The sequence below is a fragment of the Pseudomonas monachiensis genome (assembly GCF_047345015.1).
GTDB lineage: Bacteria > Pseudomonadota > Gammaproteobacteria > Pseudomonadales > Pseudomonadaceae > Aquipseudomonas > Aquipseudomonas monachiensis.
Map to the genome: position 1 here is coordinate 2216647 of NZ_CP178857.1, position 13889 is coordinate 2230535.

The following is a 13889-nucleotide window of genomic DNA, read 5'->3' on the forward strand; positions in this document are numbered from 1 at the left end:
CGCCAGTCTAACCGGTCCGTTCCCTGGACCAGCCACCAGCCCAGGACGCGACCGTCGGGTGGTTGAAGATTCAGGCAGCCCATCGCTTGATCAATCGAAGATAGACCAGCACATTGATCAGCAACACCACGGCGCCCAATCCCAACTGAATGTCGGGGGTCAGTCCCGCCGGGTAAATCATCGGCCAAATGTAATGCTCGACGAACCCACCGCCATAGCCGGTTTGCCCGGCTTCATGGCGCATGTGGTTTTCCCAGTCGGTCAGCGGGCAGGGCAGGTGGAAGAATTCCACCGCCATACCCCACAACGCAGCGGGCGGATGCCACCAGATCAGGTGGCGCCATTTGAGCACCAGCAACCCGCCGAACAACACGAACACAATGAACAGCAAGTGGAACAGCATCAGCCCATCGGCGGCGATTCGGTACAGCATGTCGGTGCCCCTGAAGGCTGAACGAATCGCTCCATGGTACTCGGGCCGCAGGCCGGCGCTCTATCGATGGTCGCGATCCAATGCCCAGAGCACGTCCTTCAAATGCTCGGTCATCGATTCACTGCTGCGTTGCATGGGCGCGCGCAGTTCGTCTCCGATCAAGCCTTGCAGGGCCAGCGCGGTTTTCACCGGGGCCGGGTTGGGCTCCAGGAACAGGCTATTGATCAGCGCCAGCAAACGGAAAAACGTGGCGCGGCCCTCAGCCAATTGGTTGTCGCGGATCTGCCGGTACAACTGCACGAACAGTTCCGGATGGACATGCGCCGACGCGGCAATCGCGCCTTTGGCGCCCAGGCACAGGGCGTTGAAGATCTGGTTGTCTTCGCCGCACAGCACGTCGACAAGGCCGCTATTGAGCAGGGCGAGGGTGTTCGAAAAATTGCCGCCGCAATCCTTGATGGCGACGATCCGTTCGTGGGCGACGATGTTGAGCAGGGTCGCCTGTTCGAAGGCCACGCCGGTACGGTAAGGGATGTCGTAAAGGATCAGCGCAACGCTGGAGGCATCGGCGACCGTGCGGAAAAACGCCTCGAGGCCGGCCTGGGAGGGGCGGATGTAATACGGCGCCGGCACCAGCAGGCCAGCCACCGGGCGCTTGAGGATCTCGCTCTGGAACTGCAACATTTCGGTCAGGTTGTTACCGGCCAGGCCCATGACCACCCGTTGCGCCGGCACCAGCTCCAGCACCGCATCGAGCACCGCCAGTTGCTCATGCTTGCCCATCGCCGCCGGTTCGCCGGTGGTGCCGCAAACGATGAGGCCGTCGACGCCTTTTTCCAGCAGATGGCTGACCAGCCGGCGCAAGCCGACGAAATCGATGGCGCCGTTGTGGAAGGGGGTGACCAGTGGAACCCAGATACCTTGAAACGCTGACATGCACTTTCTCCTGATGGTTGACCGATTTCGTCACCGTCAGGGGCATGGAAGGAGAGTAAGCAAGGGGAGGGTGGTCCGTCGCGCTCAATGTCCTGTCAGCTCATCTGACGGGACAGCGCGCCCCGGTCACATGAGCGACTGTTTCTTCGATTTGAGGGCGTGCGCAACGCAACCTTGCGCCTTGGCAATCAAGCCAATGACGGAAGAGTCGAGATTGAAGGTTGCGGACATACTTGCTTACACCCTGAGTGAGGCGCTCAGTTTTAAAAGCCGGAGCGCCATTTGTCAATCACGAAAGTCAGCGTACTCGGCGCGCATCCGGCCATTGTGCTTGGCCTTGTAGAGCAGATGATCGACCTGTTCGACGAATTCCAGGGCCGTCGCATGCATCGACGCCAGGGTGGTGCCGACGCCGAGGCTGATACTCAGCAGCTTCGACACGTTCGAGAATTCATGGGGGATCTGTTGCTGGCGAATCAGGTGCAGGCATTTGTGCGCCACCAGCCGCGCAGACTCGGCATCGGTTTCCGGCAGCAGCCAGACAAATTCTTCACCGCCGATCCGCGCGATGAAGTCCCGTGGCCGGTTGGCCGCCAGGGACAAGGTTTGCGCGACGCGGCGCAGGCATTCGTCGCCCTTGATGTGGCCGTAATGGTCGTTGTACTGCTTGAAGTAGTCGATATCCAGCACGATCACCGACAACGGCAAGCCGGTGCGCTGGGCCGTGTTCCACTCGCGCTCGAGCACTGTGTCGAACATGCGCCGGTTGGCGATGCCGGTCAGGCCGTCCTGGAAGGAGTACTCCTCAAGCTGCTTTTGCAGGCGGATCAGGTGCTCTTCGGTTTTCTTGCGCTCGCTGATATCGAACATGAAACCCACCAGCGCCTCGACTTCGCCGTCCTTGCGCACCACATGCACCACATCGCGGATCCAGACGTACTCGCCGCTTTCGGTGAGTGCGCGATAGTCGGCCTCGTGATCGATACCGGCGCGCGACTGCGAGACACAGAAGTCCATCACGTAGTCGCGGTCATCCGGGTGCATGCGCTCGACCCAGTCATTGACCGAGGCCCAGCTGTGCTGCTTCCAGCCCAGCAGCTCTTCGATCTGTGGCCCGATGTAGCTGAACGTCATGGTTTTCCAGTCGATGCGCCAGGGAATCGCCCGGGTTGACTCCAGCAGGGTTTTATAAACGTCGCTGTCGGTTTCCACTGAACTCATGAAGGGCCTGCCTCGAGGAAAATGCAGGGCCATCATGTTGCTAGCACTTTGGCGAATCAAGCGGGCAGCCGATGAATGGCACGCCGCGTATCAGTGAGCAAGATTGTTCAAGCCTTCGCCAGCGACTGCTGGCACAGTCCGGGGTCTTTCCCTGTCTGTAGAATGTTATGTCCAACTCAATCATGCCGCGCAGTGCCTTTTTGCGTGGCGCAGCGGCGATCATGCCGTTGTCCCTGGCCACCGCGCCCTGGGGTTTGCTGGCCGGTTCCATGGCCATCGAAGCCAATCTCACGCCCCTGCAAGGCCAGGGCCTGTCGAGCATTGTGTTTGCCGGTGCGGCGCAACTGGTGGCCATCGGCATGCTCAAGGGCGGGGCCGGGATCTTTTCGATCCTGCTGACCACGTTGCTGCTGACTTCGCAGCATTTGCTCTACGGAATGAGCATGCGCTCGGTCATTTCGCCCTTGCCGGGGCGCTGGCGCGCGGGCCTGGGGTTCTTGCTCACCGATGAGTTGTTCGCCCTGACCAGCCAGCACGACAAACAGCAGTTCAACCGCTGGTACGCCCTGGGTGTGGGCCTGACGTTCTACATCGCCTGGAACCTGTTCACCCTGGCGGGCATTGTGCTTGGCAGCAGTATTCCCGGCCTTGAACACCTGGGCCTGGACTTCTCCATCGCGGCGACCTTCATCGCCCTGATCACCCCGGTGGTGCGCAATGTGCCGACCGTGGTGTGTGTGGCGGTGTCGCTGTTCTGTTCGGTACTGTTCAGCTACTGGCAATGGGGCTCGGCGCTGGTGCTGTCGGGACTGGCGGGCATGACCGCCGGGTTTGTCTGCAATAAATTCTACGGTGGCCGCATATGATGGTCTGGGCAGTGATTATCGGAATGGGCGTGTTGGTGTTCCTCAACCGCTATGTTTTTCTGGAACCGCGACTGCCGCTACGCTTGAGTAGCAATGCCCGGCAGTTCCTGGGGTTTGCCGTACCGGGCATGTTGACCGCCATCTGCGGGCCGATTGTGTTCATGCCGGAAAAACAGCTGAATCTGCACTGGGACAATCCCTATCTGATCAGTTCGCTGGTGGCTGTCGTCCTGGTGCTCTACACCCGTAATACGTTGCTCAGCATGCTGTTGAGCATGGGCTTCTTCTTTTTGCTGCGCTGGTGGCTTTGAGCGGGGCAGGGGAACTGATCTAAGCTTAAGTTGATGACCGATCCCTTCAGGAAGAGAGGTGAACATGGCCAATGAACCCAAGCAACCGGACCTGGAAGAAGACGAGGACGAACCCACGGAAGAAGAGATTGAGCAACAGAAGCGTTCGATACCGGACTGGAAGCATCCTGACGACGGTAAGGAACTGTCAGAGCCTGATCGCAAGTTCTGACCGGCACGGGAATACAACGAAGCCCCGCCTTTGAGCGGGGCTTTGTCGTTATTGACAGGTTCATGGAACTTCCTTGATCAGCGCGGCGCCCTGGTTCCTGACATTGCCAACGGCCCTGTCAACCTTGTACCACTCGAACACATCACTGACCTCGCCCTGGGATAACGCCATTTCCTCGGCTCGTTCCTTGGGCGTGGCAGGGTCCAGCCATTCCCGCGCCAGCTCGGGCGAGAACACCACCGGTCGGCGGTCATGCACGTCAAGCAGGCCGCCTGCGCTGTCGGCCGTCAGGATGACGAAACCGTCGTGCTCCCTGTGAGGCGCTCCGCCGATGGGGTACTGGCCGATGGCCGCGCAGAAAGCCGGGGCGCGATTGCGTCGTCGAATCAACCACGGTTGTTTGTTGCCGTCGCCGGCGTCGACCCATTCGAACCAGTTATCAATCGGGCAGATCGCGCGATGGGGCCAGATCGCCCGGAAGTACGGGCCGTGGGCGACTTTCTCGACCCGGGCATTGACCGGCTCCGTGCGATCCGTTGCCCAGTGCGGTCGCCAACCCCAACGCACGGCGTCAGCGTGCAGCCGCTCGTTCTCCAGGTGCAGCAGGGCGAGTTGCGTGGTGGGGGCGGCGTTATAGTGCCCCAGGGGGTCGTTGCCGACGTGATTGATCAGCGCGTCGGGGATGCTCAGCACCGCTACGAAGTCGTGGATTCCACGGTATTGCGACAGTCGTCCGCACATGGCCTGACACTCCGGTTAAGACGCTCCGACCGAAGCTTTGAGTTTAGTAGCTCGTGACGAAACGGGCCTGGCAAGCACCGGAACCAAACCCTGTGTACCCTATCCAACCTCGACCCGTCGTCTCGATGCGGGCCGACGACGGATGAGCGATCGAAGGATCCTTGCCCTTTGAAGTATCGACCGTGATGGTCTGGCCCAAGGCAAAAGATGAAACCATTGTTCAAGTGTTTAACGGTGTGTGCCCTGGCAGTGGGTCTGCTGGGCTGTATCGCCGCACCGATCGAAATGACTCCCCGGACCGAACAGCGTTTGCAGGCGCAACCCCCCATCCGGTTTCTGCTGACCTTCGATGACGGTCCCAGTGCATCGAGCTGGTGGAACCCGACCGTCACGGTATTGGAGAGCCTGGCGCGAAATCCGCTGCAGCCGGACATCAAGGCCGTGTTCTTCGTGCAAACCCGCGCTCCGCGAGCCGGTGGCAGCGAATTGGGCCGGGACATCATGCGTCGTGAACATGCCGAAGGTCATATCCTGGGCTTTCACACGGCGACACCCTGGCACACCAATCATCGCTCCCTTGACCCGCCAGCGTTGGAGCAGGCCCTCACCGATGGCAGCGCCGACATCGCCGCGATTACCGGCGCCCGGCCAACCCTGCTGCGCCCGCCATTCTGGAACTACGACAAGCGTACCTTCGCCGCTTATCAGCAGCATGGCCTGCATGTACTGCTGACAGATTTGAGCGCCAATGACGGCAAGATCTGGGGCTTCAATGCCAGCCCCCGGCGCCGGTCGCACATGCTGCGTTCGATGTCCGAAGTTCGCGAACGCATTGCCCGCGGTGAATTGCCGGTGGTCGATGGCGTGATTCCGGTGGTGGTGACCTTCCACGACCTCAACCGCTATACCGCCCGGCATACCCGTGAGTACCTGCAGATTCTGCTCGACAGCGCCCGGGAGACCGGGGTGAAAACCGCCGACAAGCCGTTTTACGACGATCAGGCCGCGCTACAGCGGGCGGCCATGGCACGAACCGTGCGCGACGGTTCGCAGCCGGTCGAATTGCCGGGGTTCTGGAACTGGATCTGGGGGGGGAATTCCCACTGAAAGGCCGGAAATGCGAGGGGTATAACAAAATTGACGGCAATTTACTGGCGCAAAATCGGCAAAGTGTAACTATGCTGAAACGGCTCCAATCGAATTGACTGTCGCCCGAGGGACCGGCCATGCTTCCGATTTCAGTGCTTTGCAACATCGTAGAGTCCGGTTTTGAGCCGCTGTCGTGCGAGTGCACGGAGAATCTCGGACTGCTGCGCATCGAAGTCTGCGACCCCGTCACCAAGCGAGTGGAGCTGTTGATCAGCGGCGTGTCGACGGCGGAGCTGACCAGCGTGCGCGCCATTTCTGACTTTGTCGGCGAATTGCGTACCGAGATGAAGGCGGGGCGCCGGGCGTTTGCCGGCTGATTGTTGTCAGCCTCGCGGCAACAGCTCATCAATCATCCGCAAACAATGGTTCAACCCCGGCGAGACATCGCCCACCCGTCGGCTGAGAATGATCGGCGAAGTGGCGTTGTCCTCCAGCAGCGGGGTGAAGCCGATGTCGTCGCGGTGCAGCAACTGCACCGAGGCCGGTACCAGCGTGACCCCGATTCCTGCCCCCACCAGCCCGATCGCCGTTTGCAGTTCGTTGGTCCATTGCGCGACGTGGATGCTCACGCCGTAGGATTCGAACAGGGCAATCACATGGTCGGCGTAACTCGGCCGTGGATTGCCGGGGTACAGCACAAAGGGTTCCCTGGCCAGATCCCGCAGGCTGATGGGCCCTGCAAGTAATGGATGACCGGCGGGCAGGGCGGCGACCAGGCGGTCCTCGGTGAGCACGGTCTGGATGATGGCCGGGTCGTCGATACGGATCCGGCCGAAACCGATGTCGATGCGCCCGGCCTTCAACGCCTGCACCTGTTGCAGGGTGGTCATTTCCGAAAGCCCCAGCTCCAGTTCCAGCGGTTCTCCACTGCGTAACCGCCGGATCAGTTCCGGCAGCACGCCGTACAGTGTCGACGGCGCAAAACCGATACCCAGCCAGGTTTTCTCACCCAGCCCGATGCGGCGTGTGTTGTCGCAGACCTTGTTCAGTTGTTCGAGCAGGGCGGTGGAGTGTTCATGGAAAAACCGCCCGGCGTCGGTCAGCTTCAGCGGCCGGCCGCGCTCGAGCAGCATCACCCCCAATTCGTCCTCCAGCTGCTGGATCTGCCGGCTCAAGGGCGGCTGGGCGATGTGCAGCAACTCGGCCGCGCGGGTGAAGTTGAGGGTTTGAGCCAATACCTGGAAGTAACGCAGGTGCCGCAGTTCCATGGAGCCTCCAGTCAATCAGTTGCATACCTTTAAGGTATCAAGTCAGACCAATTCTATATTGGCTTCAGGAAAAAAGCCGTACGAGAATCGATTCCAGAACTTCAAGAACCTGACGGGTATCGAAATGCTTGCAACAGCCATTGAGTCGATCGAGACGATCATCGTCGATCTGCCAACCATCCGCCCGCACAAGCTGGCGATGCACACCATGCAGAACCAGACCCTGGTGATCATCCGCGTGCGTTGCGCCGACGGCATCGAAGGCATCGGCGAATCCACCACCATCGGTGGCCTGGCCTACGGCAATGAAAGCCCGGACAGCATCAAGACCAACATCGACACGCATTTCGCACCGCTGTTGATCGGCCAGGACAGCAACAACGTCAACGCGGCCATGTTGCGCCTGGAGCGCAGCATTCGCGGCAACACCTTCGCCAAATCCGGTATCGAAACCGCACTGCTCGATGCCTTGGGCAAACGCCTCGGTCTGCCGGTCAGCGAATTGCTCGGCGGCCGTGTTCGCGATGCACTGCCGGTGGCCTGGACCCTGGCCAGCGGCGACACCGAAAAAGACATCGCCGAAGCGGAAAAAATGCTCGACCTGCGTCGCCACCGCATCTTCAAACTGAAGATCGGTGCCGGTGAGGTCAACCGCGACCTGGCCCACGTCATCGCCATCAAGAAAGCCTTGGGTGACCGCGCCAGTGTGCGGGTTGACGTCAATCAGGCCTGGGACGAAGCGGTCGCGCTGCGGGCCTGCCGGATTCTCGGCACCAACGGCATCGACCTGATCGAACAACCGATCTCGCGCAACAACCGCGCCGGCATGGCTCGCCTCAACGCCATGAGCCCGGCGCCGATCATGGCCGACGAATCCATCGAATGCGTGGAAGATGCGTTCAATCTGGCCCGCGAAGGCGCGGCTTCGGTGTTCGCCCTGAAGATCGCCAAGAATGGTGGCCCCCGTGCCGTATTGCGCACCGCCTCGATCGCCGAAGCGGCCGGCATCGCCCTGTACGGTGGCACCATGCTTGAAGGCGGCCTGGGCACCATGGCCTCGGCCCATGCCTTCGTCACCCTGAACAAACTGGCGTGGGACACCGAACTGTTCGGCCCGCTGTTGCTGACCGAAGACATTCTCAGCGAACCGCTGGTGTATCGCGATTTTGAACTGCACGTGCCGAACACCCCGGGTCTGGGCCTGAGCCTGGATGAAGAGCGCCTGGCGTTCTTCCGCCGCGACAAGACCATTCATCAAGCCTGAGGAGAGCATTATGCTGTTCCACGTAAAAATGACCGTGAACCTGCCGGTCGACATGAATCCCGAAGCGGCAACCAAACTCAAGGCTGACGAAAAAGCCCTGGCCCAGCGTCTGCAAGAGCAGGGCAAGTGGCGCCACCTGTGGCGCATCGCCGGGCACTACGCCAACTACAGCGTGTTCGATGTCGACAGCGTTCAGGAACTGCATGACCTGCTGATGCAATTGCCACTGTTTCCGTACATGGCCATCGAGATCGATGCGATGTGCCGGCATCCTTCTTCCATCCGTGACGATGACCGCTGAGCCCAGCCTGTTCAGCGCGCTACGCTAATAATTACAAGATGAGGAACCCAGAATGAACGTCAAGATTTCCCACACTGCCGAAGTCCAGAAATTTCTCGAAGAGGCCAGCGGCCTGCTCAACGACGCCGGCGACCCACGGACCAAGGCACTGGTCTACCGCATCCTGCGTGATTCGGTGAACATCATCGAAGACCTGGCGGTGACCCCGGAAGAGTTCTGGAAAGCCGTCAACTACCTCAACGTGCTGGGCGCGCGCCAGGAAGCCGGGCTGGTGGTGGCCGGTCTCGGTCTGGAGCACTACCTCGACCTGCTGATGGACGCCGAAGACGAGCAGGCCGGCAAGTCCGGCGGCACGCCGCGTACCATCGAAGGTCCACTGTACGTGGCGGGCGCGCCGCTGTCGGAAGGCGAAGCACGTCTGGATGACGGCGTCGATCCGGGTGTGACCCTGTTCATGCAAGGCCGCGTATTCAACACCGCTGGCGAACCTTTGGCCGGCGCCGTGGTAGACGTCTGGCACGCCAACACAGGCGGTACCTACTCGTACTTCGATACCACGCAGTCGGAATTCAACCTGCGTCGCCGCATCGTTACCGACGCCGAAGGCCGCTATCGTTTTCGCAGCATCGTGCCGTCGGGCTACGGCTGCCCACCGGACGGTCCGACCCAGCAACTGCTCGATCAACTGGGCCGTCATGGCCAGCGCCCGGCGCACGTACACTTCTTCATTTCCGCGCCGGATCATCGCCACCTGACCACCCAGATCAACCTGGATGGCGAGAAGTACCTGCATGACGATTTCGCCTACGCCACCCGTGATGAGCTGATCGCCAAGATCACCTTCAGCGATGATCAGCAGCGTGCGGCGGCCCACGGTGTGAGCGGACGCTTTGCCGAAATCGAATTCGATTTCACCCTGCAGTCCTCGGCCCAGCCTGAAGAACAGCAGCGCCACGAGCGAGTTCGCGCACTGGAAGACTGATCGCACGACCCTGTGGGATCACCACACTGTGGGAGCGAGCTTGCTCGCGATAGCGGTTTAACATTCAACATCCATGTTGACTGGCACTCCGTCATCGCGAGCAAGCTCGCTCCCACAAGGTCTTGCGATAACACATCGATGCGAGCACTGTTCTGGAATGATCCGACGCAACCTATAACAACAACGAGAGTGACCTGATGATGCAAGCGCAACTGTTGAGTCAGCGTAGCCGGGTGTTCGACCATGCCGACCCTTACGCGGTGTCGGGCTACGTCAATCAGCACGTCGGCAACCATTGCATCCTCATGCCCCGTGCGGGCCAGCCACTGGCCAGTCTCGACCATCGAAAGTTCGCCAGCCTCGACCTGTGCCGCATCAGCTACGGCGCCAGTGTGCGCGTGACGTCCGGTGCGCTGGACAGCATTTATCACCTGCAAGTGCTGCTGCGCGGCAATTGCCTGTGGCGCGGCCACGGCCAGGAGCATTACTTCGCCCCCGGCGAGTTGCTGCTGATCAACCCCGACGATCCGGTGGACCTGACGTACTCCGACGATTGCGAAAAATTCATCCTCAAGGTCCCGACCCGTTTGTTTGAATCGGTCTGCGATGAGCAGCGCTGGCGCTATCCGGGGCAGGGTGTGCGGTTTCTGGAAAACCGTTATCAGCTCAATGAACTGGAAGGTTTCGTCAACCTGTTGGGGATGATTTGCCAAGAGGCCGAGTCCACCGAGCAGATCCCCAGGGTGCAGGAGCATTACACGCAGATCATCGTCAGCAAGATGCTCAGCCTGATGAAAACCAATGTCTGCCGCCTCGAACTGGGCTCGCAGACGGCCACGTTCGAAGCGATTGCCGATTACATCGCCAATAACCTCAAGCAGGACATCGACAGCGAAGAGCTGGCGCGCCAGGCGCACATGAGCCTGCGCTCACTGTATGGCCTGTTCGAGCGCAATGCCGGCCTTACGCCGAAAAACTACCTGCGCCAGAAACGCCTGGAACGCATCAACGCCTGCCTGAGCGACCCGACCTGCAACGTGCGCAACGTCACCGAAGTGGCGATGGACTACGGCTTCCTGCACTTGGGGCGGTTCTCCGACAGCTACCGCAGGCAGTTCGGCGAGTTGCCGTCCGATACCCTCAAGCGTCGTCACTGAATCAATATTCCCTGTAGGAGCTGCCGAAGGCTGCGATCTTTTGATTTTGTTTTTTAAGACAAGATCAACGGATCGCAGCCTTGGGTAGCTCCTACGGGCTTATCTGCACAAAACGGATAAAGGTCTGCACCCCGCGGATATTCCAGCCTGCCTCCCCGTCCTAGCATGACCCCTGCCTGAACAATAACAATGGAGGCGGCGGCCATGACCCTGCGACCCGAATACGTGCATTCCCTGCTTGAAGACGATCCCGAGCAGGGCCTCTATCGCTGCAAACGCGAGATGTTCACCGATCCCCGGTTGTTCGATCTGGAGATGGAACACATCTTCGAGGGCAACTGGCTGTACCTGGCCCACGAAAGCCAGATCCCCAACATCAACGACTTCTACACCACCACCATGGGGCGCCAGTCGGTCTTCATCGCGCGCAACAAGGACGGTGTGCTCAACGCTTTCATCAACGCCTGCAGCCACCGTGGCGCGACCTTGTGCCGGCACAAGTCCGGCAACAAGAGCTCCTACACCTGCCCGTTCCACGGCTGGACCTTCAACAACTCCGGCAAGCTGCTCAAGGTCAAGGATCCGGCCAACGCCGGTTACCCGTCGAGCTTCAACTGCGAAGGCTCCCACGACCTGACCCGCGTCGCGCGTTTCGAGTCCTATCGCGGTTTCCTGTTTGGCAGTCTCAAGGCTGATGTTTTGCCGCTGGTCGAGCACCTGGGCGAATCGGCGAAGATCATCGACATGATCGTCGACCAGTCCGCCGATGGCCTGGAAGTGCTGCGCGGTTCCTCCAGCTACATCTACGAAGGCAACTGGAAGCTCACCGCCGAGAATGGCGCCGACGGCTACCACGTCAGCTCCGTGCACTGGAACTACGCGGCCACCCAGAACCAGCGCAAGCAGCGCGAGGCCGGCGACAGCAATCCGACCATGAGCGCCGGCAGCTGGGCCAAGCAGGGCGGTGGTTTCTATTCCTTCGACAAGGGCCACATGCTGCTCTGGACCCGTTGGGCCAACCCCGAAGACCGTCCGCTGTACGAGCGCCGCGATGAACTGGCGCAAGACTTCGGCAAGGCCCGCGCCGACTGGATGATCGAGAATTCGCGCAACCTGTGCCTGTACCCGAACGTATACCTGATGGACCAGTTCAGCTCGCAGATCCGCATCGCCCGGCCGATCTCGGTCAACCGCACGGAAATCACCATCTACTGCATCGCCCCCAAAGGCGAGAGCGACCACGCCCGTTCCAGCCGGATTCGCCAGTACGAAGATTTCTTCAACGTCAGCGGCATGGCCACGCCAGACGACCTGGAGGAATTCCGCTCCTGCCAGACCAGCTACCAGGGCAGCGTCACCACCTGGAATGACATGTCCCGGGGTGCCGAGCACTGGATCGAAGGCGCTGACGAGGCCGCGAAAGAGATTGACCTGCATCCGCTGCTCAGTGGCGTGCGCACCGAAGACGAGGGTCTGTTCGTGCTGCAACACAAATACTGGCAGCAGACCATGCTCAAGGCCCTGGCGGCCGAGCAGTCGAAGCTGATCGCCGTGGAGGACGTGCAATGAGTATTTCCTATGAAGCGGTGCGCGATTTCCTCTATCGCGAAGCGCGCTACCTCGATGATCGTCAGTGGGACGAATGGCTGGAACTGTACGCCCCCGACGCGACGTACTGGATGCCGTCCTGGGACGACAACGATGAATTGACCGAAGATCCGCAGCGGGAAATCTCGCTGATCTGGTACGGCAACCGCACCGGCCTGGAAGACCGCATCTTCCGCATCAAGACCGAGCGCTCCAGCGCCAGCGTGCCGGACACCCGCACCTCCCACAACATCAGCAACATCGAGCTGCTCGAACAGGCCGACGGCGTGTGCAAGGTGCGCTTCAACTGGCACACCTTGAGTTTTCGCTACAAGACCGTCGACAGCTATTTCGGCAGCAGTTTCTACACCCTCGATGTGCGCGGTGAGAACCCGCGGATCTTGGCCAAGAAAGTGATCCTGAAGAACGACTACGTTCGCCAGGTCATCGATGTTTATCACTTGTGAGACTGCCGTCATGACCCATTCCATTGCGTTCAACTTTGAAGACGGCGTCACCCGGTTCATCGACGCCAACGTCGGCGAAACCGTGGCCGATGCCGCGTACCGCCAGGGCATCAACATCCCGCTGGACTGCCGCGACGGCGCTTGCGGCACCTGCAAGTGTTTTGCCGAAGCCGGTCAATACGATCTGGGCGAGGAGTACATCGAAGACGCCCTCAGCCCGGAAGAGGCCGCGCAGGGTTTTGTCCTGACTTGCCAGATGCGTGCGCAGAGCGATTGCGTGGTGCGGGTGCCGACGTCCTCCGAGGTCTGCCGCACCCGTCAGGCCAGCTACGACGCCACCATCAGCGCCGTGCGCCAGCTGTCCGACAGCACCATCGCGCTGTCGATCAAGGGCGAAGCCCTGAGCAAGCTGGCGTTCCTGCCAGGGCAATATGTGAACCTGGGGATTCCTGGTAGCGAGCAGACTCGTGCCTATTCGTTCAGCTCGTTGCAGCGCGATGGCGAGGTCAGCTTCCTGATTCGCAACGTGCCCGGCGGCCTGATGAGCAGCTTCCTGACCGGCATGGCCAAGGCCGGCGACTGCATGAGCCTGGCCGGTCCCTTGGGCAGCTTCTACCTGCGCGACATCCGTCGGCCGCTGTTGTTGCTGGCCGGTGGCACCGGGCTGGCGCCGTTCACCGCGATGCTGGAAAAGATCGCCGAGCAGGGCAGCGATCACCCGCTGCATTTGATCTACGGCGTGACCCACGATTTCGACCTGGTGGAAATCGACCGCCTCGAAGCCTTTGCCGCGCGCATCCCCAACTTCACCTTCAGCGCCTGCGTCGCCAGCCCCGAGAGCCAACACCCGCTCAAGGGCTATGTGACCCAGCACATCGAGCCGAAGCACCTGAACGATGGCGACGTCGACGTCTACCTGTGCGGCCCGCCGCCGATGGTCGAGGCGGTCAGCCAGTTCATTCGCGAACAGGGCATCGCGCCGGCCAACTTCTACTACGAAAAGTTTGCTGCCAGCGCGGCGTGAGTCGCACACGAACTCCCGGTGTCGGTAAAGA

At 60.7% G+C, this 13889-nt stretch carries 17 protein-coding genes; 12 read left to right on the forward strand and 5 right to left on the reverse strand.

The annotated features are described in order from the left end of the window. Nucleotides 1–70: 70 nt before the first annotated feature. The 3 genes from ACMDB8_RS10040 to ACMDB8_RS10050 form a co-directional block, all read right to left on the reverse strand. Nucleotides 71–433: a DUF2784 domain-containing protein gene (locus tag ACMDB8_RS10040; RefSeq protein ID WP_409079275.1), complete on the reverse strand. Its 363-nt coding sequence runs from the start codon at nucleotides 431–433 to the stop codon at nucleotides 71–73. 60 nt (nucleotides 434–493) lie between these two features. Beyond that, nucleotides 494–1369, reverse strand: coding sequence for a 4-hydroxy-tetrahydrodipicolinate synthase (gene dapA / locus ACMDB8_RS10045; RefSeq protein WP_223541490.1), 876 nt, complete (start codon nucleotides 1367–1369; stop codon nucleotides 494–496). Between the two features lie 285 nt (nucleotides 1370–1654). Next, entirely contained in the window at nucleotides 1655–2590 is a 936-nt protein-coding gene (locus tag ACMDB8_RS10050; RefSeq protein WP_056723526.1) for a sensor domain-containing diguanylate cyclase, read from the reverse strand. 167 nt (nucleotides 2591–2757) lie between these two features. Here ACMDB8_RS10050 and ACMDB8_RS10055 point away from each other — a divergent pair, with 167 nt between their 5' ends. From ACMDB8_RS10055 to ACMDB8_RS10065, 3 genes are all read left to right on the forward strand, one after another. Beyond that, nucleotides 2758–3456, forward strand: coding sequence for an AzlC family ABC transporter permease (locus ACMDB8_RS10055; RefSeq protein WP_056723529.1), 699 nt, complete (start codon nucleotides 2758–2760; stop codon nucleotides 3454–3456). Then, nucleotides 3456–3767, forward strand: a complete 312-nt coding sequence (locus tag ACMDB8_RS10060; RefSeq protein ID WP_162252411.1) for an AzlD domain-containing protein — start codon at nucleotides 3456–3458, stop codon at nucleotides 3765–3767. The genes ACMDB8_RS10055 and ACMDB8_RS10060 overlap by 1 nt, the downstream gene beginning before the upstream one ends. A gap of 64 nt (nucleotides 3768–3831) precedes the next feature. Next, on the forward strand, nucleotides 3832–3978 hold the full coding sequence (locus ACMDB8_RS10065) for a hypothetical protein (RefSeq protein ID WP_177336464.1): 147 nt from the start codon (nucleotides 3832–3834) through the stop codon (nucleotides 3976–3978). Nucleotides 3979–4038: 60 nt separating this feature from the next. Here the strand turns inward: ACMDB8_RS10065 and ACMDB8_RS10070 are convergent, their stop codons facing one another. Next, the gene (locus ACMDB8_RS10070; RefSeq protein WP_409079276.1) at nucleotides 4039–4719 is read right to left on the reverse strand and encodes an SOS response-associated peptidase family protein; all 681 of its coding nucleotides are present in this window, start codon (nucleotides 4717–4719) and stop codon (nucleotides 4039–4041) included. A 207-nt stretch (nucleotides 4720–4926) separates the two neighbouring features. On the opposite strand from ACMDB8_RS10070, the gene ACMDB8_RS10075 reads away from it, so the two are divergent. Beyond that, entirely contained in the window at nucleotides 4927–5826 is a 900-nt protein-coding gene (locus ACMDB8_RS10075) for a polysaccharide deacetylase family protein (RefSeq protein ID WP_223541492.1), read from the forward strand. Nucleotides 5827–5945: 119 nt separating this feature from the next. Further along, the gene (locus ACMDB8_RS10080; protein WP_056723537.1) at nucleotides 5946–6185 is read left to right on the forward strand and encodes a DUF1652 domain-containing protein; all 240 of its coding nucleotides are present in this window, start codon (nucleotides 5946–5948) and stop codon (nucleotides 6183–6185) included. Nucleotides 6186–6191: 6 nt separating this feature from the next. Here the strand turns inward: ACMDB8_RS10080 and ACMDB8_RS10085 are convergent, their stop codons facing one another. Further along, a complete protein-coding gene (locus tag ACMDB8_RS10085) occupies nucleotides 6192–7076 on the reverse strand; it encodes a LysR family transcriptional regulator (protein ID WP_056723539.1) in 885 nt (294 codons plus the stop codon). 124 nt (nucleotides 7077–7200) lie between these two features. On the opposite strand from ACMDB8_RS10085, the gene ACMDB8_RS10090 reads away from it, so the two are divergent. The 7 genes from ACMDB8_RS10090 to benC all read left to right on the forward strand — a co-directional run bounded on the left by ACMDB8_RS10090 (nucleotide 7201) and on the right by benC (nucleotide 13858). Then, nucleotides 7201–8340 carry a muconate cycloisomerase family protein gene (locus tag ACMDB8_RS10090; RefSeq protein ID WP_056723540.1) on the forward strand — a complete coding sequence of 380 codons (1140 nt, stop codon included), beginning with the start codon at nucleotides 7201–7203 and terminating at the stop codon, nucleotides 8338–8340. A 10-nt stretch (nucleotides 8341–8350) separates the two neighbouring features. After that, nucleotides 8351–8641 (forward strand): muconolactone Delta-isomerase, encoded by a 291-nt coding sequence (catC, locus tag ACMDB8_RS10095; RefSeq protein ID WP_056723542.1) that lies wholly within the window; start codon nucleotides 8351–8353, stop codon nucleotides 8639–8641. Nucleotides 8642–8693: 52 nt separating this feature from the next. Beyond that, nucleotides 8694–9623 carry a catechol 1,2-dioxygenase gene (gene catA / locus ACMDB8_RS10100; RefSeq protein WP_056723545.1) on the forward strand — a complete coding sequence of 310 codons (930 nt, stop codon included), beginning with the start codon at nucleotides 8694–8696 and terminating at the stop codon, nucleotides 9621–9623. A 197-nt stretch (nucleotides 9624–9820) separates the two neighbouring features. Further along, nucleotides 9821–10780 carry an AraC family transcriptional regulator gene (locus ACMDB8_RS10105; RefSeq protein WP_409079277.1) on the forward strand — a complete coding sequence of 320 codons (960 nt, stop codon included), beginning with the start codon at nucleotides 9821–9823 and terminating at the stop codon, nucleotides 10778–10780. A gap of 204 nt (nucleotides 10781–10984) precedes the next feature. Next, nucleotides 10985–12349: a benzoate 1,2-dioxygenase large subunit gene (benA, locus tag ACMDB8_RS10110; protein WP_409079278.1), complete on the forward strand. Its 1365-nt coding sequence runs from the start codon at nucleotides 10985–10987 to the stop codon at nucleotides 12347–12349. After that, nucleotides 12346–12834, forward strand: coding sequence for a benzoate 1,2-dioxygenase small subunit (gene benB, locus ACMDB8_RS10115; RefSeq protein WP_056723550.1), 489 nt, complete (start codon nucleotides 12346–12348; stop codon nucleotides 12832–12834). Before benA ends, benB begins: the two co-directional genes overlap by 4 nt. A 10-nt stretch (nucleotides 12835–12844) precedes the next feature. Next, a complete protein-coding gene (benC, locus tag ACMDB8_RS10120; RefSeq protein WP_056723552.1) occupies nucleotides 12845–13858 on the forward strand; it encodes a benzoate 1,2-dioxygenase electron transfer component BenC in 1014 nt (337 codons plus the stop codon). Nucleotides 13859–13889: the final 31 nt, after the last annotated feature.

Coding starts and splice junctions, on each gene's coding strand:
- ACMDB8_RS10040 (WP_409079275.1), bottom strand. CDS start 433: ATGCTGTACCGAATCGCCGCCGATGGGCTGATGCTGTTCCACTTGCTG.
- dapA (WP_223541490.1), bottom strand. CDS start 1,369: ATGTCAGCGTTTCAAGGTATCTGGGTTCCACTGGTCACCCCCTTCCAC.
- ACMDB8_RS10050 (WP_056723526.1), bottom strand. CDS start 2,590: ATGAGTTCAGTGGAAACCGACAGCGACGTTTATAAAACCCTGCTGGAG.
- ACMDB8_RS10055 (WP_056723529.1), top strand. CDS start 2,758: ATGTCCAACTCAATCATGCCGCGCAGTGCCTTTTTGCGTGGCGCAGCG.
- ACMDB8_RS10060 (WP_162252411.1), top strand. CDS start 3,456: ATGGTCTGGGCAGTGATTATCGGAATGGGCGTGTTGGTGTTCCTCAAC.
- ACMDB8_RS10065 (WP_177336464.1), top strand. CDS start 3,832: ATGGCCAATGAACCCAAGCAACCGGACCTGGAAGAAGACGAGGACGAA.
- ACMDB8_RS10070 (WP_409079276.1), bottom strand. CDS start 4,719: ATGTGCGGACGACTGTCGCAATACCGTGGAATCCACGACTTCGTAGCG.
- ACMDB8_RS10075 (WP_223541492.1), top strand. CDS start 4,927: ATGAAACCATTGTTCAAGTGTTTAACGGTGTGTGCCCTGGCAGTGGGT.
- ACMDB8_RS10080 (WP_056723537.1), top strand. CDS start 5,946: ATGCTTCCGATTTCAGTGCTTTGCAACATCGTAGAGTCCGGTTTTGAG.
- ACMDB8_RS10085 (WP_056723539.1), bottom strand. CDS start 7,076: ATGGAACTGCGGCACCTGCGTTACTTCCAGGTATTGGCTCAAACCCTC.
- ACMDB8_RS10090 (WP_056723540.1), top strand. CDS start 7,201: ATGCTTGCAACAGCCATTGAGTCGATCGAGACGATCATCGTCGATCTG.
- catC (WP_056723542.1), top strand. CDS start 8,351: ATGCTGTTCCACGTAAAAATGACCGTGAACCTGCCGGTCGACATGAAT.
- catA (WP_056723545.1), top strand. CDS start 8,694: ATGAACGTCAAGATTTCCCACACTGCCGAAGTCCAGAAATTTCTCGAA.
- ACMDB8_RS10105 (WP_409079277.1), top strand. CDS start 9,821: ATGATGCAAGCGCAACTGTTGAGTCAGCGTAGCCGGGTGTTCGACCAT.
- benA (WP_409079278.1), top strand. CDS start 10,985: ATGACCCTGCGACCCGAATACGTGCATTCCCTGCTTGAAGACGATCCC.
- benB (WP_056723550.1), top strand. CDS start 12,346: ATGAGTATTTCCTATGAAGCGGTGCGCGATTTCCTCTATCGCGAAGCG.
- benC (WP_056723552.1), top strand. CDS start 12,845: ATGACCCATTCCATTGCGTTCAACTTTGAAGACGGCGTCACCCGGTTC.